Below are 18957 nucleotides of genomic sequence, written 5' to 3' on the forward strand. Positions count from 1 at the left end.
GTGTCGTTCCGGCCGGTGGTGGATTCCTGGCCGGGCAGCTCGGTGACAAGGCACTTGAGGCACTTTTTGGGCTCCGTCCGGGAAAAGTAAAGTCCGATAGGCTCGGCGGATGAGTGAAAATACCCCGCGGCTTGCGGGCTATCTGGACAAGACGCTGCCCGGACTTTATCAAGCACTGTCCGGCTACGCGGAGCAGGTCACTTCGGAAGCTGACCGGACCGGGATCCCGCGCCGCACTCTGGAGTTGGTGAACTACCGGGCCTCGCAGATCAACGGCTGCGCCTTCTGCCTGGACCTGCACCACCGCCGCGCTATTGGCTATGGAGAGACCGAGCAGCGGCTCGCCCTGCTGTCCGTCTATGGCGAAGTGAACCTTTTCAGCGAGGCCGAAAAGGTAGCGCTTGAACTGGCCGAACAGATCACGCGCATGAGCAGCGCCCGCCCCACGGCTGAGCTGTTCTCCCGTGCACGTCGGGTCTACTCGGAGGAGCAGATCAGCGTGTTGTGCATGGCGTGCATCGGCATCAACGCCTTCAATCGCCTATCCATCCTGAGCGAGCACCCGGTGCGGAAGGCGCGGAGCTAGGACTTCTTGACCGGATGGGTAGAAATCTTGCATCCGGGACTCGCCCTTTAGAAAATCAATTCGTAGGATTTGCCTATGTCTACGGGGAGATCAGTTCGTAAAGCAGTAATTCCGGCCGCCGGATTGGGCACGCGCTTCTTGCCCGCCACCAAGGCGATGCCGAAGGAAATGTTGCCGGTAGTGGATCAACCGGCCATCCAGTACGTGGTTGAGGAAGCCGTAGAGGCGGGCCTCAGCGACTTGCTCATGATCACAGGCCGCAACAAGCGTGCTCTCGAAGACCATTTCGACCGTGCACCTGATCTCGAGCGCACTTTGGAACTCAAGGGAGACCACGCCCGTCTGGATACTGTCAAACATGCCTCCGGACTTGGGCCCATCCACTACGTGCGGCAGGGCGAACCGAAGGGCTTGGGCCACGCCGTGTTGTGCGCCAGGCAGCACGTGGGTGACGAACCCTTTGCCGTGCTTTTGGGGGACGACCTGATTGACGAGCGCGATCAGCTCCTGTCCACCATGATCGACGTCCAATCGAAGACCGGCGGCTCGGTCATTGCTCTCATCGAAGTGGAACCGTCGCAGATCAGCGCGTATGGCTGTGCCGACATTACCCCCATCGCAGGGGAGGAGTACGTTCGGGTCAACAGCCTTGTGGAGAAGCCTTCGGTCGAAGAAGCACCGTCAAACTTGGCTGTCATTGGACGCTATGTTCTTCACCCTGCCGTCTTCGATGTCCTCGAGGAAACCGGGCCCGGGCGCGGCGGCGAGATCCAGTTGACTGACGCCCTCCGGACCCTCGCCAAAGGAGAAGGTGAGGGCGCTGGTGTTTACGGGGTGGTCTTCCGCGGACGTCGCTACGATACCGGGGACAAGCTCAGCTACTTGAAGGCCGTCATCACGTTGGCGTCCGAGCGGGCCGAGTTCGGTGAAGACCTGAAATCCTGGATGAAGGAATTCCTCGTCTAGGAGGGCTGCATGCTTAGGCGGGCGTAGCGGAGAATCCTCAGGATGGCAGGAGCTAGCTCGTTTTCCATCCGCAGGTACGCGTCGGCGCCTTGTTTATAAGGGTCGGCGACGTCGTTGTCTGAGGCTTCTGCCGCCAAAATGAGGTGGCGGACGGACGATGCCCGTGCCGGCAGTTCTCGCCACTGTTGGGTGTAATTGGAGCCCGACGGCGATGCGTCGCCGCGTTCCTCGAGGGCCGTCACCATCCGCGCGAATTCCCGGATGGTGAACGTGCGTTTGAGTAGGGAGGCATCCAGCTGCAGAACTTCCCCGCGGTGGTGTGAAGCCATGGTGAGCACAAGGTCGGCTTCCCGGAGGATTTTCGAGGTGAGCTGGCGGGCGGCAAAGTCATCGGGACTGCCACCGAAGGTGCGGATGATGTCTGCCGACAGCGGTTGGATGGGGCTGCCCACCATGGCCCTAGTGCCGGCGCTACGGACCTCGAAGCCCCCGGGCAGAACCTGATCCAGGCCCGCTTGAAGCAACCGTTCGGCTACGGGGGAGCGGCAAATGTTCCCAGTGCAAACGGTCAGTATCCGAACGGGGTGGGGCGATTCCAAAGATAGAGCTCTTTCGCTAGCTGGCGGAACTTAGCTTGCACGCGGGCGGGACGCCTGTGATCTACAAGTCTCTCAGCATGGCAAAAGCGGCCACGCTGAAGGAAACCACAGCCAAGAGGAATAGTAATATTATCGGCCAAGCTGGCCCTGAAATGGTCGGAATTCGTGGGATAGCCGGCAAATCGATTCGGAAACTCAGTCTCCCGCGCCTCCGCCAATGTCTCCCCATGGTCATAAGTTACCGTACGCGCAAACAAGGAGGGGTTGTTTCCGAATTACCGGAAACAACCCCTCCTCGTTTTGCGTTTAGGCTGCGGCTACTGCTTCACCCTTTGCGCGACGGCGAACCACAACTACGGAGGCCGTGCCGGCTACAAGTGCACCAGCGCCAACCAAGCCCCACAGAATGAGGCTAGAGTCCACACCGGTGTTGGCAAGTGCTTTCCCGCCGGTGTTTGCCAGACCCGCGCTGCTTGCGGCTGCAGCAACTACGGTCGCAGTAACAGTGTGGCCGGACGTTGCGCCAACGGCGGTCAGCACGTAGGTGCCAGCCGAGTTCAACTGGACGGTGACGGAAAACGCGCCGGCGCTGTCGGCAACGGCGGTCAAGGTAAGCGGTGCCATGGGAATTGCCCCGGCAACTCCCATGACCACTGAACCGCCGGGAGCTGCTGCGCCCTGCGCCGTGGTGGTTTGGCTGACTGTGATATTGACGGTTTCGCCGGCGGCGTAGCCATTACCCGAGAAAGTGGTGGTTCCGCCGACCCCAACAGTTGCGTTGGAAACAGTGCCCTGCTGGGCCGGAGCCGGGTAATCGACGGCCATTGCTGGAGCCGAAGCGGCAAGAGCGATTGTGCCCGCAAGCGCGAGCACTGCAAGTGATTTCTTCAATTTGTCCCCCTGAGACGTTCGTGCGTATTTGAGACCTGATGCCTAACTCATTGTGATGACGTAATTTCATCCACCACGAACACGTGAACTGAAATCCGAGACCCACCCAAAAGAGAAGCTACCATCCTAAGGGTGCTTACTGCAAAGTAAATCCAAAGTCGTTACAAAGCGTTAACCTGACGGCTATCCGGCCGCTACACAGCTTTCGGACTCGGTGGGGAGTATCACCTTGTCAACGGATTGGATTGATGGCGTCGCCACTACTTCAGGCTGGCTGTGCTGGACGATCTTACTGAAAGTGAATTCCACAGTGCTGCTTTCCCCTGGCGCTAGCCGCACGGAGAGGGTGCCCACTGGCCGGTCGCCGTGGCGCTGCGCACCGAAGGGGACGTTCTTACCATCCTGTATGGCAGTTTCAATATGCGCCTGGGCCGGTCCGTAAGCGACTACGTTACTTTGTGCGATCCCGGGTGGCACCCCATAGGCGCCGCCTCCGGTCACATACGCCGGCAGTGATGAGGCTGCATCGGCGGGGGCAGTATTCGTGCTCGTTACCCGTACCTTGACCGTCCCATATCCGTCCTTAGGGCACTGCGTAATCAACTTAACGGTGCGTTTCACGTAATAGTCCATTTTCGCGCCGGTGCCGTCATTGAAGTAGACGCCGAATTGGGCAGCCGGAACACTGGGGCCGGATATGGAACCACCGAGCGGGTATTTGTTGAGTACAGATTGTTCGCTTGAGTCGGCGGACCAGAGGAGGATCCTATGTTCTTCTACGCCCTTCCCAACGCCGGTGAGGAGACCTTTAGCATCGCCCTTGCCTGAGGAGAGGGCGCCAAAGACTTCCTTGGCCACTCCCGCGAAATAGACGTCCTGCAGTCGAGCATTGTTGAACTGGGCGTAGACGTCAGAAAGCAGGGTCTTAACTATGTTCTGTCCGGAGAGCTGCGTGGGTAGCTTCCCGCCGGATAGCGCCAGCAGCTGCGGATCCTGAAGACTGACCGGTCCCGTGACGTCCAGGATGTAGCTGAGTGCCACTGGATCGATGGAGATGGCGCCGTCAAGCCGCTCACCCTTCCTTTGTTCCCACATAGCGAGCGCTGTGGTTGCAGCCGTAGGGAAGTCAGGGGTGAAATTGACATCCTGCATGAACGTCCCCATGCGGCTGCTGTAGATACGCTGCTGCTCGGCGTCAACCGACACGGGCGGAATGAATTCGCCAAGATCGTGGGCGCTGCTCTGGGAGGACAGGGTTATCTTTCCCTTGTCCGCCGTGAGCACTGCCAGGGCGCCTGGAATGCCGCCGGACGCTCGCGCCTCGGAATTATTCTGGACAAGGAGCAGATAGTGGCGCGGTTTCTCGGATCCCAGCATTTCGGGGGCCAGCCCAGCGGCGCTGGAAGCGATATCCAGGGTCCCGATCGTGGAACTTAGCTGTTCCCTGGCCTGCGCGAGAGGTTCCGCAATCTGAGGGAGGAGGCTGCCGGCGTCGATCCCGTTCAGCCGTTCCGCTGAGGCGCGCACTGCGTTTGTGGCGGATGCCACTGCGGGGGCGGCTTTCCGGATTGGTTCGAGGTCCGTGCCACGGCTGCTAGGTATGAGTTTATTCCAGTCCAGTGAGTCGTATACCTGTACCAGTGGTGCTATGCCGAGGGTTGCCACATCATCCGCCGAACGGGCAATTTCAGCGGTTGCCGAGAAATTCGCACCCAGCCATGGAATTGCACTGGCCAGGGACCAAAGCGGATCGGCCACGGCATCGCGAGCGGCTGCCGTGTGGCGTCGTAACTCGTCGGACGCGGAGGACGCGTCTGCTTGACGATTTTGCAGAATGCTTTCTTTGAGCTTGGGCATTAACTGCGTGGACGCCTCAAGCTCTGTCTTGATGGTGGAGGCCTTCGCGCCAAGCCACGCTGCTGCGACACCCGCTAGCACCAGAGCGGCGGCAATGCAAATGCCGGCTGTGAACAACCTACGGCGACGCTTCGCCTTCGTAGCGATCTGTCTAGTAGCTGTCATGCGTCAGTAGTCCCATGGGGAGTCATTGAATCAATATCCATCAGTAGGCGCCATTGCCGCCAAAGACGGCCCTAGCTGTGCGAAGTAGTATGACCAGGTCACCGGTCAGTGACCAGTTTTCCACGTAGTAAAGATCCAGCCGGACGGAATCCTGCCACGAGAGATTGGACCGCCCGCTGACCTGCCAGAGTCCGGTCAATCCGGGCTTCACCAAGAGGCGTCGGCGCACATCCTGTTCGTAGGCTTCCACTTCATTGGCCATGGGTGGGCGCGGACCAACCAGACTCATGGAACCAGCAATAACGTTGAAGAGTTGGGGGAGTTCGTCAAGACTGGATCTCCGAAGGACGCCGCCAAAGCGCGTAATGCGGGGGTCATTTCTGATTTTGAAGAGGACGCCGTTTCCCTCGTTCCTGTCCGCCAAGGCCGCCAATTGTGTCTCAGCATCGACTACCATTGAGCGGAACTTGAGCATCTTGAACGGCTTGCCCGCGAGTCCTACGCGTTCCTGCCGGAACAGGACCGGGCCCGGGCTGTCCAACTTGACCAGAAGGGCCGCTGCTGCCAGCAGCGGCGAAGCCAGCACAACAAGGGTCGCCGAAACCCCGACGTCAAAGAGGCGCTTGGCAACGCGCTGGCCGGCTTCAAGGGTGGGTGTTGTGACGTGGATGAGAGGCAACCCGGCCACCTGCTGGGTATGTATGCGTGGGCCTGCGATGTCTGTGAGGGCGGGAGCCATAATTAGGCCGACATTGCGGTTGGCCAATTCCCAACCCAGATGCCGTAGGGTCTGCGGGTGTAGCTGCACACCGGCCGAGACCGCGACGGCGTCGGCATCACATCGGTCAATGGCTTCAAGAATCGCATTTGTTCGGGGCTCAAAGCCGAGGACGGGCAAACCGATGCTTGCCAGTTCGTCGGAAGTTGAATTGTGGCCTGGAGTATATGCGGCGATGGGCATGTAGCCAGCATGCTTTTCACGCACCAAGGTAGCCCTCAGATGTATAACAGCACTGGGTCCGCCAAGCAGCAAGAGCCTGGACATTCGCTGTCCCTTCTGCCTGTGGACGCTTAAGTGTTGTCGAAGCAGCCACCGCGCAAATAACAGCCCCCCAAGGCCGACGGGGAGTGCAATGCCGACATACCCTCTGGCCGTGTCGATGCGGAATACGTAGGAGAATATTGCGATAAGTCCGAAGAGCCACAGGGAAGCGGCTGCAACACGCTTGTATTCTTCCGGCCCCGAGCCAAGAATTCGGCTCTGGCGGCTGTTCCAGGCACCGAGTATGAACCACCAGGCACCCATGAGTCCGATAGAGAAGAGTCCGTAAGCAGCTTCGCTGTCCAAGGCAGTGAAGTCGCGATCAAGCCCGAACCGAAGGACATAGGCTCCAACTACCGCCCAGATGACCACAAAAGCGTCCACGGTTCGCAATAAGCGGGAAGTCCGGACACGCCAATCCTCATTCGCCCCCAACGTATTTGCCCCTTTCCAGGCTCCGGAGAAACACCTTTAACAGCGCACCCTGGATGATCTTAGCGGATTGATATGGTTTGGATTTGATTTGAGTCCTCGCGCATGGCTCTTCTTCGAGTTCTAGTTGGCCCACCCCACTAATTCGAGTCTCAGTGGTCAGCGGTGAATGGGTTATCTGTCTTGAAAGCCAACGGTCCCGGAGCCAGCTGCGATCGAGGGTCTGCCTATTCACGGAAGGCTGATCGGGGTCGCTGCCGCGCCTTGGGACGATGCCACGGCCATATTCAATCCCCTAGATGATTAATCCCTATTGGATTCAGTGGTCGTAGGCAATCAGGGAGTGCTTGCGGGGCGCGTTGATCCTCCAGTTATGCCAGATTCCGGCAGCGAGGGCCGCGAGTCGGGCGGCGAGGCGGGCGTTGATGCCTTCGAGGGTTCGCCCGCCGCGGTCTTGGAGGGTGAGCTAGCCTTTGGGGGTATCGAAGACTGACTCGATCCATTGTCGAATGCCGACGAGTTTGCCGAAGCCTGGTTTCTCGTCCTTGCGGGAGCTGATGATGTGGGCGCGCAGGTCTTCGATGATGAACCGTTCGATGTATTTGCCGGCGAAGCCTTTGTCGCCGAGGATGACCTGGCCCGCGCGGACGACATTGTGGTCCTTTTCTAGCAGGGCCTCGGTGATTTCGCGTTCCCCGATTTTCGGTTCGCTAGGCCCCAGATGACCGGCATTCCTTCAGGGGTGCGGATCAGGTACCGGCGGAAGCCCGAGAAGCAGCGGGAATGGGAAGCGCAGTAGCCGTAGCCGGCATGCCGGCGAGATCGCTGCGGTTGACAGTTTCCGGTGACATCCCTCAGGGCAGCAGCTCCGCATCCGGCATGCCGGGCTTGCGCCGGGTCCGCCGGTCCGTGACAGGCCAAGATCAGGCAGGACACAATCGGTGAGAAGGACATAGAGTGTTTAGTTCGGGATTCACATACCGGGTTTAGCACTTTCCGCCTGCATTTAAAGGCCTCCCCACCATCCCAAGTAATAGGAATTGCTCATCTAGCCAATATGTCCCTTGCGGGACGCCCTTACCGGGCCGAAAATGGTCCCGTAATCGCCTGCCGACGCCGTCACTCTATGGCTCCTGAAGCCGTCCTCTGATACGTAGGTCTGGTTGTCAATAGCCATAGGTGAGCGGCTCCTGGGTTGTGGTTCCGGGGCCGCTCATCTTGTGCCGATCAGGGTGGGTAGCTTGGTGCTTGGGCGGGTCGGTTTCGACTGGCAGTGTCAGGCTGACATCCGCGGGTTGGTTACCGCATGACGATGTGTTCGGCTGGAGCGTATCGGTGTCTAACATCGAGCGTCCGACGGCGGGTCATCCGTGTGCTCATAGAGGTGGCCCCGGGTTAGCTCCGTGTGCTGCCCATCGCACCTGCTCCACGTCCCGGAGGGGCACGTTCATGGGTTAGGCCGCGTTCATGCGTTCTCCTTGCTGGAGCGGGGCGGCCAGTGACCAGCACCAGCCCGCGAGCTCGCGGGCGATCGCGGTGTTGGCCTTGGCGGGCATCTTGTGTCGGTCATCGAAATGTTCCCATTTCTGGTGGAGCCGGTGGTTTCCTTCCAGGGCACGGATGCGGGTTGCCGGGGCGACGAGATCGAGCTGGCGCAGCAGGCGTTGCCCGGGCCGGGCGTAGGGGCGCCGGTGCTGCCAGGCAGATTCGATGAGGAGTTTGCGGGCGTAGGTGTTTCCGGCCTTGGTGATCGGGCCCTGGTGCCGGGACTGGCCGGAGGAGTTCTCGCTGGGTACCAGCCCGAGATAGGAACCGATGGTGGAGCCGGTGAAGCGGGTCCAGTCCCCGATCTCCACGGCCAGCCCGAACGCGGTCGTCATCTGGATGCCCCGCAGGCACATCAACGCCCCGATCACCGGGGAATAGCGGCACGCCGCGGCCGTGGCCGCGACCTGCTTGTCGATGCGCGCCAGATGCGCGGCGAGCAGCTCGGCCTGCTCGAGATCGGCCTGGTAGGTGAACTGCAGCGCCGGTTCGCCAAGGTTTTGGCGGTGCAGCCACTGGATGTGTTCCTTTGTCCACCGGGTGTCCTTGGGCTAGCGGATGCCGTGGCGCAGCAGGATGGCGTTCACGTGCTGGCGGCCATGCGCGAGGTCGCTGGCAGTGCCTGCGCGGAGCCGGGACAGGTCCCGCAGCGCTTCTTCTTCGAGATCCGGGATCCGCACCTCGGTCACCGAGCCCACGGCGAGCATCTCGGCCAGCACCCGGGCGTCCCGCCTGTCTTCTCCGAACTAAAAATGGTCTTGAATTCCAACGCGTGGGCCGCTCTGCGCCGGGCTGGGGTCAGCCGGGCGGGTTGTTGGGCCGTCCCGTGCTGGCGCGTCCGGCGGTATCGGTGAAGGTGGGAATGCCGAGCTGGACGGATTGTTTGCGGCGGGCGCTGATCTGGTCCATGTGTGCGAGTTTGGCGCGGGCGCCGGCGAGGCTGACTTTCAGTCCTTCGGCTTCGCCGAGCCAGCGGTTGGCCTCGGCTTCGGCGATGCGGGCGATGAGGTTGTCGCGGATCTGCGCGAGGCGTTGGCGGGCGTCCGGGTCGGGCCGTAGCAGCGGGCAGCGTAGGCAGCTGTGCTCGTGGATGCAAGGGGTGTCGTAGGAGCGGCCGCAGTCGCCGAGGGCGACTTTTCGGTGTTCGAAGTGGCCGATGAACTGGTCCCATTCCTCATCGGTCGGGGTGCGGTATTCCTCGTTGGGGCGTATCGCGCGGCGGCGGGCGAGGAAGGCGCGGTGGGTGTTGATCACTTCCTCCGGGTAGACCGCCTTGTAGCCCATGGTGGTGTTGATGTCGCGGTGACCGGCGACGAGTTGGGCGATGTGCGGGGGCATTCCGTGCATGATGGCGTCGGTGATGAACAAATGCGGAAGTCGTGGAAGGTGTAGCGCATGGGGTGGCCGGAGGCGTCTTTGACGCCGAGCGCGCTCAGCGCGTGGTCGAGGTAGCTGCGCAGCGCCCTTTCGGACACTGTCCGGTTCTCCAGACGGCGCCGCCATTGGAACAGCAGCGGCATGGGCGGGTTGTAGACGCGTTCGTTCTTGTCGTAGGAGACCACGAGCGGTACTTGCTGCTGGCCGGTGCGGATGCGGGTCACGATGGCAGAGAGCGCGTCGGCGAGTTCGGGCGAGATGACCAGGAGCCGTTCGGCGTCGGTCTTGGATGGGGCGATTTGCAGCAGCGGGATCAGCTCGCCGGTTCCGGGGAGCCGGTATTGGATCAGGCTGTGGTGCGAGAGCTCGGTCAGTTCCTCGATCCGGAGCCCGGTGTGGCGCAGCACCTCGACCATCGCCCAGGTCCAGAATCCGCGGTGCTCCTCGAACGTCACGTCGAGGCGTTGCCCCGTGTCGGGGTGTTCTGCCCAGACGCGCCCGGTGCTCTCGGTGCGCATTGCCGCGCGCCGCAGGGTTTGTCCGGTGCTGGTGGTGAACAGCTCTCCGGGCGCGGCGGCCTGCGTGGCGGCGAGCAGTTCGGTCGTGCGGGCGCGTTCGGCTTCGACCCAGGAGACCAGTGCAGGCAGCACCGGCATCCGTTCGCGGGTGCGCTGGTCCATGCGGGACTTGCGCCGGGAGCGGTCCTTCTTGTGGGAGACGTCGCTGGCGGCGACCGGGCAGCGCACTGCCCACGGTCCCCAGCGGGCCGGGTCCTCGTCGGCCCACTCGGCGATGTCGAGGTAGAAGGCCCGCACGGCGGAGAGCACGCTGCGTCCGTCCAGTCTGGGCGTTGTGAGCGTGATCTGCTCACCGCCGGGACCGGCGGTGGTTCGGGTCCGGGTCATCACCCGTTGCTTCCAGGCGGCTGCGGTGTCGCGGGGCAGCTTCAGGGAATCGATGCCGGGATGGTGTGCTTCGAGGTCGGCCCAGAACAGTTTCCCGACAAGGTAGGCGAGGCGTTGCAGCGAGGAGAAGTCAACCGCGGGCTGGCGTTCGCGCAGGTAGTCGACCAATACGTCGCGCACCGGGCGGCAGGCGATCCGGTAGCGGTCGATGAGCTGCTCGCAGCTGGGCTGGCCACGGCCGGAGAATACCTCGATCGCGGCCGGAGCATCCTCGCCGAGCACGCCGTGGGCGTGAAGCAGCTGGTAGAACAGCGGACTGGTGGCGTGGGCTTCCAAGCCGGAGGATGCGCGCAGCCCGGCCGCGGCTTCCAGCATCTGGACACAATCACCGACCCTAACCTCGCTGACCGGTCCACCCTTGGCGGCCATGATCATGGCGATGTGGGTCAGGGCCTGCTGCCCGCTCTGCAGCCCGACCTGGGCGCGCGTGCAAGACTCTGCCAGCTCCGCGAAGGCAGAGCTGTCACGGGTGCGGGCCATCTCGGTAGCCAGATTGCGGCGTGCGGGGGCGAACCGCAGCAGCCAACCGAGGCCCGGTCGGATCACATCGGCGCAGATCAGCACCAGCAGTCCCGGACTCAGATGCGGCAACTGCCTCCCGGATGCTGCTTGCGCGCGTGAGCGGCCTGCGGCCGTGACCGTGGCCATGTCGCGCCAGTCCGGGTGGGTCTCCGCGCCGCTGGCCTGCCAGCGTTGCTGCCAGCTCTCGCCGGGGTGGGCCTGCAGCCAGCTCAACACGGCCAACACCCCTGTCCGGCGCGTCTGCTGGCTGAGCCGGTTATCCAGGGTGAAGGGCGCCGCCAAGACCCGGGCGAGCACCTCAGCGCGACTGGCCTCGGTGGCCGGCCAGGATGCGGCTGGCGGGCGGGGCGGGAACCCGGCCAGCAGCTGCGCCCCGGTCGGCTTCGCTGTAGCTTTCGCCGCCGCTGCCGCGGTCTCTCCAGGGATGATCGTCTGGTTCGTGCTGCCGGTCATGATCCGGCCTCGCCGAAAAGGATCCGCAGGCTCTCGGGCCGGTATCCCGCCGCTGGCGGAGCCTCGGGGCCGCGTTCGCGCTGCCTGGCGTGAAAGGCCAGCACGCCGGCGATCACGTCCTCGGTCACCGGGTTCAGGTAGCGCTGCGTGGTCGACAGGTGCGCATGGCCCAGCACCCACTGAACATCCGTCAACGGCATCTGCGGGTCCCGCGCCATCCGATACGCGGCGGTATGGCGAAGATCGTGCAGTGACCAGTTCGCCCCCAGCGCAGCGTTCGCACGGGTGAACATGGCCCGTGCCGCGTCGTATCCCAACGCCCGGAACGGACGGCGCAGCGTCCACCACAGCGGCTCGTCCCGGCCAGCCGGCGCCAGGTCCTCCAGCTGCGCTTGGTAGAGCCGCAGCCAGACGAACGCATCCGGTGCGGCCGGCAGCGGTTGCATCACCCGGGTTCCCTTGCGCATCACCGTGATCAGCTGCTGGCCCGGATCGACATCACCGGCCGTGGCGCCCAGCAGTTCACTGGCCCGCGCGCCGGTCGAGACCCAGAACGCCACGAGTGCCCGGTCGCGATGCGAGCCCAACTGCGCGAACAGCTCATCGAACCGCTCGTCCGGGATGCTGCGCGGCGCGCGCGTCACGAGCTTCGGCCGATACCGACCACGAGGTTCGCGGCTGAACGGCTCCATCGGACTGCGGTGCGCTCCCGCACGGCCGGCACGGGCGTGCCGTGCCAGCGGGAACGGGTTGAGCATCGGCCCGGTCCCGGCTTCCAGATGGAAATCGTAGAAGCCGCGCAGCACGCTCTCGCAATGCGCCACCGTCGCAGGCTCGTACCGATCGCCACCAGACGGCTTGCCGGTCACCGCGTTCACCCTGGCCACCGCCGGGTCTCCGCCCGATCCCGGGGAACCACCAGTCGGATAACGCCAATGCGCCCGCGTGGGCTTGGCGGCGACCTGCAGCCACCGGATAAAATCGCGTGCCTCAACCCGTGTCGCCTGATTCCAACCCACCCCGAGCGCCCACAAGAAGCGGAACCAACGCAACAGATCCATCCCATACGACCGCTGCGTCGTCGCCGGACGCCCGGAGGCCATCAACTCGGCGAAGAACGCCGCGGCCGGCGCGACCGTCGAGCCCCGGCCATCCACCAGCCGATACGGCACGAACAGATCCTCCGTCGCCTCGAGAGACCCGACCAACGGCACCACCAGGCAGGACAGGTCCCGCGGCACATCCTCGTTGTTAATCACGACGCGAGCCTAGCCACAGGCCAAGGACGCTTCGCGCATTCCTTACAAAACCCCTGCCGCTAGTTCGGTCAACAGGTCGGTTTTAATGCGGTCTCCGGGAGCGCGGAGCAGTTTCGAGGACGCCGCGACCACACAGTTGATGCCCGCGGCCCGCAGGTAACGGGCCAGGACGAACCCGGTAGGGCCGGACTCGTAGACGACTTTGACGGGTGGATCGAACCGCCGGATCCACTCCAGCACGATGGCCGGGCCGGCGGCCATCGTGTGCTGCGTGATTTCGCCGGTGGCCGGGTTCAGCGCATGTCCCACCACGTTGACCGCGTGAACATCCAGGCCAATGAAAGTAAGCTCAAACATAGCCGGGACCTCCCAAACCTCACATGTGGCACTACCATTGCACTCCCGGGGAGCCGTCAGGCCACAGGAGCCGTCAATGGCAACCCACGGCCCTGTGAAACAGAAGGCCCCGGCCCCCACCAGCTCTCGGCCGTTCCCTGGCCGTCCGGGATAAAGGACATCACCGCCGGGTTCCAGGCCCCGCCGCGCCGCCCTTCATCGGGAGGCAAGCGGAGAACGCTCAAGCCGGCGCTGCGGGGACCGCCCGGCGATAATGGCCGGCCCGGACGGGCAGGATCTGCCTTCACTTCATATCTCTAACCGGACGTTGGGAGTCCTCCTGTGGGCTCTTCACTGTTGCGGCCATTGTCGCCGAGCACGCGGATTAGTTTTGCGTTTCACTCGAGACTCTCACCGACGGTCACACTGATCGGCAACCGTCCGGATGGGTGAGGAGATGAACGGGCAGTGTCGGCCCAATCCGAAGATGAGGACAGCTCGTTGCCAGAGTCGCTGCGATCGACATCGGCCGAGCTGGTGTGTTGTGTCCGGATTCCCGACCCGGGCAATACCCGCAGGGGTTTTCAGGAGGTCTCCACACATTCGACTATGAGCCGTTCGCCGGTGGAGCTGGCCGACCATCTGGTTGATCTACGCATCGAGCGGGTGATGGAGGCAACCCAGCGAATATTGGAAGCCAGTTTTCAACCTCCTGGAAGCGCACAGGCTCTAGCCGTGGCTGGTCAACGCCCGGGACGTCAAACACCTGCCTGGTCGGCCCAAGACCGACGTGTTTGATGCTGTCTGGCTCCGCGAGGGCGCCGAACGGCAGATGCTGCGCCCCAGCTTCGTGCCCCCGCCCCTGATCCGCCAGCTGCGGGACCTGACCCGCTACAGGGTCGATTTGGTCGGGGAACGGACGGCCGAGAAGAACTGTGTTGAGAAGCTTCTCGAGGATGTATGCATCAAACTCTCCTCCGTGGCCGCGGACATTTTCGGGGCGTCCGGCCGGGAAATGATGGCGGTGCTCATCGCCGGTGAAAGGAGCCGAAAGTGCTGGCGCAGATGGCGCATACACGGAACTGGGGGAAGCGTTCACCGGGCAATTTGATGACCACCACCGGTTCCTGCTGGAACGGATGCTCCGGCGCATCGATGGGATCGAAGCCGATATCGCCGAACTGGACGCCGGATCGAGGCGCAGTTGGCCTCTTTCGCAATGGCGGCGGCACGGCTGGATGAAATCCCCGGCGCTGGTCCCGTCGCTGCCGCAGTCATCTTGGCCGAAGTCGGTTGGACATGATGTGCTTCCCGACCGCCGGGCACCTTTGCTCCTAGGCGAAGTTCTCACCCGGCATCAACTCCTCCGCCGGACGGAACACGGGCAACGGCTCAACCGGGCACGGCAACCGCAACCCCGAAACCGGCTTCCGGGATCTTGGGGCCGATTACTTCAGCCGCCGGATCAACCCGGACGCGAATAAAACGCAGCCACATCCGCAAGGTCGAAGCCCTCGGCTAGACTTCTCACCCTGACCCCGGCAGCCTGACTTCCATTTTCATGACCCACCGGTCGCCCACTCGGCCTCTGGAGACCCAGACGCACGGCGCCACAGCGGCAGTTCATCTCATTTTCCGATTAGCGTGGGAGGCACGGAGATCTTTTGCGGGCGGGCAGCGGCGGATCCATTTTTGAACCCACCGTGAAGGCGGTTCGTCTTTCGTCTGGTGGGTGCTTGCCCCCGCCAGAACTGCGGCGTCAACTAAAGGCAGCGGTCTATTCACCATGAGCCGAACCGATCGGAAGTTACGTTGTCCTTCGCCAGACTAACTATCAGGGCCTCCGCCGGACATTCAAACAATGGAAGACCGCGATCCTGGCCTGCTCCGACACCAACGTCGTGTCCAGCTGGCCCACCAAAGCCGTCATCGAAACCACCCGCAGAATCGCCAGCGGCTTCCGCAACTTCACCAACAACCGACACAGATGCCTACTCACAGCAAGCGGTCACAGCCCCTACCGGATCAAACAAAAACCAACGATGCCTATTCACGAAGGGCGCAATAATGTACGAGCGTCCACTCCGATCGACGCACGGTGCATCCTCTGTCCACAAGCGGCTCGCTTGGATCGGAGCATTGACGTGCGTGCAGGTCGATCAACCCTGAATTTGGCCACCCCGCACGCCTAAACGTTCGGAGAACACCACCGATTCAAAATCTTCTCCTGAAGGCGAAGCGGGAGCATCCGCTTGTGCTAGCCTTCCGGAATTGCTTTTTCCCTTGTCAGGAATCGTGTCGTAACGGTGGTAGGAGTATGCGTACGCGTCAGGTCCCTTGGCAGGCAGTAAGTTCAGGACGACTCCAAGTACGTCTGCGTCGATCATCTCCAAGGCAGCGATTGACTTTTGGAGATGTTGCGAATTCACCTTCGATGAACCAATAACCAGCACGACTCCGCCAACCTGCTGGGCTAGAACCGCGGCATCAGTGACTGGAAGCAATGGAGGTGCATCGATAATCACGGCATCGAACGTTTGCTCAAGACGGGTTATTAGAGACTGCATCGCGGCTGATCCAAGAAGCTCGCTGGGATTAGGAGGAATCTGGCCCGAAGTAAGCACATACAGTTCCTGCTCGCCCCAAGGCTGCAGCAAGTCGTTGACGTCTGCGTGGCCAATCAAGGCCGTGGTTAGGCCAGCGTTTCTTTCTAAGCCCAAATACTCGTTAACCCTTGGCCTGCGCAAATCCGCATCGACAAGAACAACGGTCTGTCCTGCCTCGGCCATCGAAATCGCAAGATTAGTCGCGGTTGTGGACTTTCCCTCGCCAGGGAGCGACGATGTGACCAAGATGGCCCTGTTAGCGTGGCTTACGTGGGCAAACTGCAGGTTAGTTCGAATTTGTCGGAACGATTCAGCCCGGGGACTTTGCGCAGGGGATTGAGTAAGGAGAGGTTTCTTCGTCGCATCGACATCGAAGGATATTCCTCCAAGGATAGGTGCATCCGTCACTCGGCGCAGGTCATCCTCGCCGCGAATTTTTGTGTCGAGAGTCGTGCGTAGGACCGCTAATCCCACACCAAGTATCAGTCCACCGAACACTCCGAAAGCGAGATTCATCGGAGTATTAGGTGCTGTAGGTGCTGTAGGTGCAGTAGCAGGTGTGATCACGGAGAGCTTCACCGGGGAAGCGCTGCTCTTCGCCGGACTCTCAAGGGTTTCGATGGTCTTGATGAGGCTATCCCCCACGGCTTGCGCTATTGCAGATGCCTGGGCTGGTGAGCCGTCTGTCGCGGTAATTGAAATGATTACCGTATTGAAATCGGCGGTAGCCTTGATCTTTTGCCCCAGCTCAGCCGCCGATGTTTGAAGTCCAAGGCTGTCGATTACGGGCTGAAGTACGACTGGAGTTGCCGCCGTCTCTACATACGACTGCACGCGTGCTTGGCTGAAAGTATTTCCTTGTTGGAGCTCTGTCACTGACCCTGAGCTTTGGATTGCTACGAAGAGCTGAGTTCGTGCGGTGTATGTAGGTTTCAGTGCCAGCGAGACAGAGCCGGCAACTATCACGCCGATGAAGGCGCTTGCTACAATCGTAATCCAGTGACGGCGCAATACGCGCAAGTAATCGCTAAGCTCCAAAATTGAAACCTTCCTAATGTCTTGTTTCCGTGCCCCCAGGGAAGGCCTGCCTCCCGATTGTATCCCGATTTCCGGCGCCTCTGGCTGCAGGGAGGAGATGCTGTCGTCGGAACGCACTGGTCCGGACTTAGGCTCGCAATAGCCCGTTCTCATGCTGGGCGCGGAGGCCCGCACAATCGAAGCCGTGCCTTTGGCCATTGTTCGCATTTCAGTGTCTTCGGCCCATTTGCCGCGAGGCAGACAGAGCCGTAACCCGGACACGGAGTTCGCAGGCGACCACGACATCGAATGATCGGCCGATTCGGCTGTATCCAGTCCCGGGTGTCACCTATCCCGTCTGCGTTGAGTGGTGGCAAAAATGGCGGCGATCACTCATGGCCGAAGGCCCTCGTTCAGGGCAGCCCGGTCAGACCCCAGCCAAGCCATGGAGTTGAAGCTTGGTTGGGGTTACATCACTGACCGAGACTGAGGTGTTCCTCCTCGGCATTTCATGGGGTGCCGCTGGCGAGACGTGCTTAGTCGACGAAAAGTGCTCAGGGGGCGAGTTCAAGCGGTCATTGCAATACCCCGAAAATCTGGAGTTGCAACCCAATATGTTCACGATCAATAAATAGCTCCTCATAGAAGAAATCGCGTTCGAAGAAGACACGGTTTCGAAGGACGAAGCGCCATCCGCGTCCGGTATCGGCGTCGAAGGTCATGATCTCCGCCAACTCCACCTGCGGCACATGCACATTCCTTCGTGGTCCACCGCCCGGTCCCGGAGCCGACTAGACCATAGAGTGCCCATCCAGCGCAGTTGACGCAGCCCGGCCCGGAATCCCGAAGAGAGCATGGAACCGCCCTGCACAAGCGACGGGATTGAACGCGACGGGGTCCGGGCGTTCGACCTGACTTGGCTCACGCGTCGTTAGTTCGTGGCAGGCCAGGGTTTTGACCTGCGGTGATGCAATCTGACCGGCGGCTTTTCACGGACTAACGGTGTGGCCTAATGTCGCCGATGTGGTGTTTATCGGGAGGGTGCGGACGGCCTCCCGCGCGACTGCGGTGCGGATCGCGGAGTATGTGCGCGGAGGTCAGCGCATTGTGGAGCATGTCGGCTCGGCGCATACGGAGGCCTCGCACGGCGTGCTGCTGGAACGCGCCCGAGAACTGCTTGAAGATCCTGCACAAGGTGTCCTTGACCTCGGCATCGAGCCGACACCGCGCAGGTGAAGGGCTTGGTTGAGCCTGCCCGCGGGCCGGGTCTGTTCGATGCGGCCTAGCCGGCCGTGCCAGCCGGTCGTGACGGTTCAGGACGCGTGGTGGGAACGGACTCTCGGGTCCTGTTCACTGCGTTGGCCGGCGTGTTCACGTCGCTGGGGTTCGATGGCCTCGGTGACGAGGTGTTCCGCGACTTGGTGATCGCCCGGCTTGTCGAACCGACCTCGCTGCTGGATACCGGCAGGGTCCCGGCCATCCACGCTCCGAAACTCACGCACCAAGCAAATGAGCCAAGTCAGGAGCATGGAACCGCCCTGCACAAGTGACGGGATTGAACGCGACGGGGTCCGGGCGTTCGAGATCACGGACATACTGGATCTTTCGTCGTGGCCGGCAGCGACGAGGGTCGTTACGCGAAATGAAGAACCTCTCCTCGGTGCGCGCAGCTGCCCGCCGCATCGACGTGATGCGCTCCACCGCCCCCCGTGACGAACCAGAACCGCAGTCAGTTGGCCGATCTATAGTCCGTCACCGGGTGAGAGCCCACGGTTAGAACCGGATCCGGAACGCCAAAGACACCGAACATGCGAACAGGCCCCCCGCTCTTTCGTAGCCAAAATCCTCTCGGGCCAATTGGTCAGCTCACCGCGAACTCATAGGACCCATATGGTCGCACTCACCGGCACCGCGGCTCTCCAGTGGGAGCCGCGGACAAGCCGGACCAGGATCCTTGAAAATAGCCGGGAAAGTCAGCTCTCACGCCCGCCGCTTCACCCGCCCCGCATCCAAGGCACGCGAAACCAGGCTCCTGCCCAGACTCATGAAGGATTGAGACCAGGCCACAGATGCTCCTTGGTGATCCGGATCTGACCCATGAAGCACCTGCAACCGATTGGTTCCGCAGCCGCAAGCAATAGATCTTCCCGGCCAAAGAACGAGCTTTCTTATCACGAGATTGACCGGACAAAGGTGCGAATCTGCTAAAGTCTCGACCAGCGCGACATACGCAAGTAGGCCGCGAAGGGGGACGAGAGCACGGTCGGGTGTCAGAGCACCAGCTCACTGGCGCAGTAATCCTCGCATTGAATGAGAAAATCTTCGAACTGAGTGAGAAC

Annotated in this window: 15 protein-coding genes and 3 pseudogenes; 4 read left to right on the forward strand and 14 right to left on the reverse strand. The window is 61.9% G+C overall.

Going from position 1 to position 18957, the window contains the following annotated elements; genetic code table 11:
- Positions 1-109 precede the first annotated feature (109 nt).
- Both AC3ANQ_RS04205 and galU read left to right on the forward strand, forming a co-directional pair.
- Positions 110-586: a carboxymuconolactone decarboxylase family protein gene (locus AC3ANQ_RS04205; protein WP_488303958.1), complete on the forward strand. Its 477-nt coding sequence runs from the start codon at positions 110-112 to the stop codon at positions 584-586.
- A gap of 75 nt (positions 587-661) precedes the next feature.
- Positions 662-1552 carry a UTP--glucose-1-phosphate uridylyltransferase GalU gene (gene galU / locus AC3ANQ_RS04210; protein ID WP_488303959.1) on the forward strand — a complete coding sequence of 297 codons (891 nt, stop codon included), beginning with the start codon at positions 662-664 and terminating at the stop codon, positions 1550-1552.
- On the opposite strand, the gene AC3ANQ_RS04215 is transcribed toward galU, so the two are convergent.
- The 12 genes and pseudogenes from AC3ANQ_RS04215 to AC3ANQ_RS04270 all read right to left on the reverse strand — a co-directional run bounded on the left by AC3ANQ_RS04215 (position 1549) and on the right by AC3ANQ_RS04270 (position 13016).
- Positions 1549-2151 (reverse strand): arsenate reductase/protein-tyrosine-phosphatase family protein, encoded by a 603-nt coding sequence (locus AC3ANQ_RS04215; protein WP_488303960.1) that lies wholly within the window; start codon positions 2149-2151, stop codon positions 1549-1551. The genes galU and AC3ANQ_RS04215 overlap by 4 nt on opposite strands.
- A 306-nt stretch (positions 2152-2457) precedes the next feature.
- The gene (locus AC3ANQ_RS04220; protein ID WP_488303961.1) at positions 2458-3042 is read right to left on the reverse strand and encodes an LPXTG cell wall anchor domain-containing protein; all 585 of its coding nucleotides are present in this window, start codon (positions 3040-3042) and stop codon (positions 2458-2460) included.
- A 183-nt stretch (positions 3043-3225) separates the two neighbouring features.
- Positions 3226-5064, reverse strand: coding sequence for a DUF4012 domain-containing protein (locus AC3ANQ_RS04225; protein ID WP_488303962.1), 1839 nt, complete (start codon positions 5062-5064; stop codon positions 3226-3228).
- A gap of 40 nt (positions 5065-5104) precedes the next feature.
- Entirely contained in the window at positions 5105-6490 is a 1386-nt protein-coding gene (locus tag AC3ANQ_RS04230) for a sugar transferase (protein WP_488303963.1), read from the reverse strand.
- 367 nt (positions 6491-6857) lie between these two features.
- Positions 6858-7392, reverse strand: a pseudogene (locus tag AC3ANQ_RS04235) (transposase family protein); the annotation flags it as partial.
- Positions 7393-7586: 194 nt separating this feature from the next.
- On the reverse strand, positions 7587-7715 hold the full coding sequence (locus AC3ANQ_RS04240) for a hypothetical protein (protein WP_488303964.1): 129 nt from the start codon (positions 7713-7715) through the stop codon (positions 7587-7589).
- A gap of 277 nt (positions 7716-7992) precedes the next feature.
- Positions 7993-8439: a transposase gene (locus AC3ANQ_RS04245; protein WP_488305256.1), complete on the reverse strand. Its 447-nt coding sequence runs from the start codon at positions 8437-8439 to the stop codon at positions 7993-7995.
- A gap of 195 nt (positions 8440-8634) precedes the next feature.
- Positions 8635-8808: pseudogene (locus AC3ANQ_RS04250) on the reverse strand (IS110 family transposase); the annotation flags it as partial.
- A 73-nt stretch (positions 8809-8881) separates the two neighbouring features.
- Complete coding sequence (locus tag AC3ANQ_RS04255; RefSeq protein ID WP_488303965.1) at positions 8882-9421, reverse strand: hypothetical protein; 540 nt, start codon at positions 9419-9421, stop codon at positions 8882-8884.
- On the reverse strand, positions 9334-11400 hold the full coding sequence (locus AC3ANQ_RS04260; RefSeq protein WP_488303966.1) for a hypothetical protein: 2067 nt from the start codon (positions 11398-11400) through the stop codon (positions 9334-9336). Before AC3ANQ_RS04260 ends, AC3ANQ_RS04255 begins: the two co-directional genes overlap by 88 nt.
- Positions 11397-12659, reverse strand: a complete 1263-nt coding sequence (locus AC3ANQ_RS04265) for a tyrosine-type recombinase/integrase (RefSeq protein WP_488303967.1) — start codon at positions 12657-12659, stop codon at positions 11397-11399. The genes AC3ANQ_RS04260 and AC3ANQ_RS04265 overlap by 4 nt, the downstream gene beginning before the upstream one ends.
- A gap of 42 nt (positions 12660-12701) precedes the next feature.
- Positions 12702-13016 carry a hypothetical protein gene (locus AC3ANQ_RS04270; RefSeq protein ID WP_488303968.1) on the reverse strand — a complete coding sequence of 105 codons (315 nt, stop codon included), beginning with the start codon at positions 13014-13016 and terminating at the stop codon, positions 12702-12704.
- Positions 13017-13785: 769 nt separating this feature from the next.
- Here AC3ANQ_RS04270 and AC3ANQ_RS04275 point away from each other — a divergent pair.
- The gene (locus tag AC3ANQ_RS04275) at positions 13786-14106 is read left to right on the forward strand and encodes an IS110 family transposase (protein WP_488303969.1); all 321 of its coding nucleotides are present in this window, start codon (positions 13786-13788) and stop codon (positions 14104-14106) included.
- A gap of 1048 nt (positions 14107-15154) precedes the next feature.
- Here the strand turns inward: AC3ANQ_RS04275 and AC3ANQ_RS04280 are convergent.
- Both AC3ANQ_RS04280 and AC3ANQ_RS04285 read right to left on the reverse strand, forming a co-directional pair.
- Entirely contained in the window at positions 15155-16639 is a 1485-nt protein-coding gene (locus tag AC3ANQ_RS04280) for a tyrosine-protein kinase domain-containing protein (RefSeq protein WP_488303970.1), read from the reverse strand.
- Between the two features lie 554 nt (positions 16640-17193).
- On the reverse strand, positions 17194-17367 hold the full coding sequence (locus AC3ANQ_RS04285; RefSeq protein ID WP_488303971.1) for a hypothetical protein: 174 nt from the start codon (positions 17365-17367) through the stop codon (positions 17194-17196).
- Between the two features lie 274 nt (positions 17368-17641).
- On the opposite strand from AC3ANQ_RS04285, the pseudogene AC3ANQ_RS04290 reads away from it, so the two are divergent.
- Positions 17642-18090, forward strand: a pseudogene (locus AC3ANQ_RS04290) (IS1634 family transposase); the annotation flags it as partial.
- Positions 18091-18957 lie beyond the last annotated feature (867 nt).

The organism is Arthrobacter sp. DMZ02-1R (assembly GCF_057747935.1).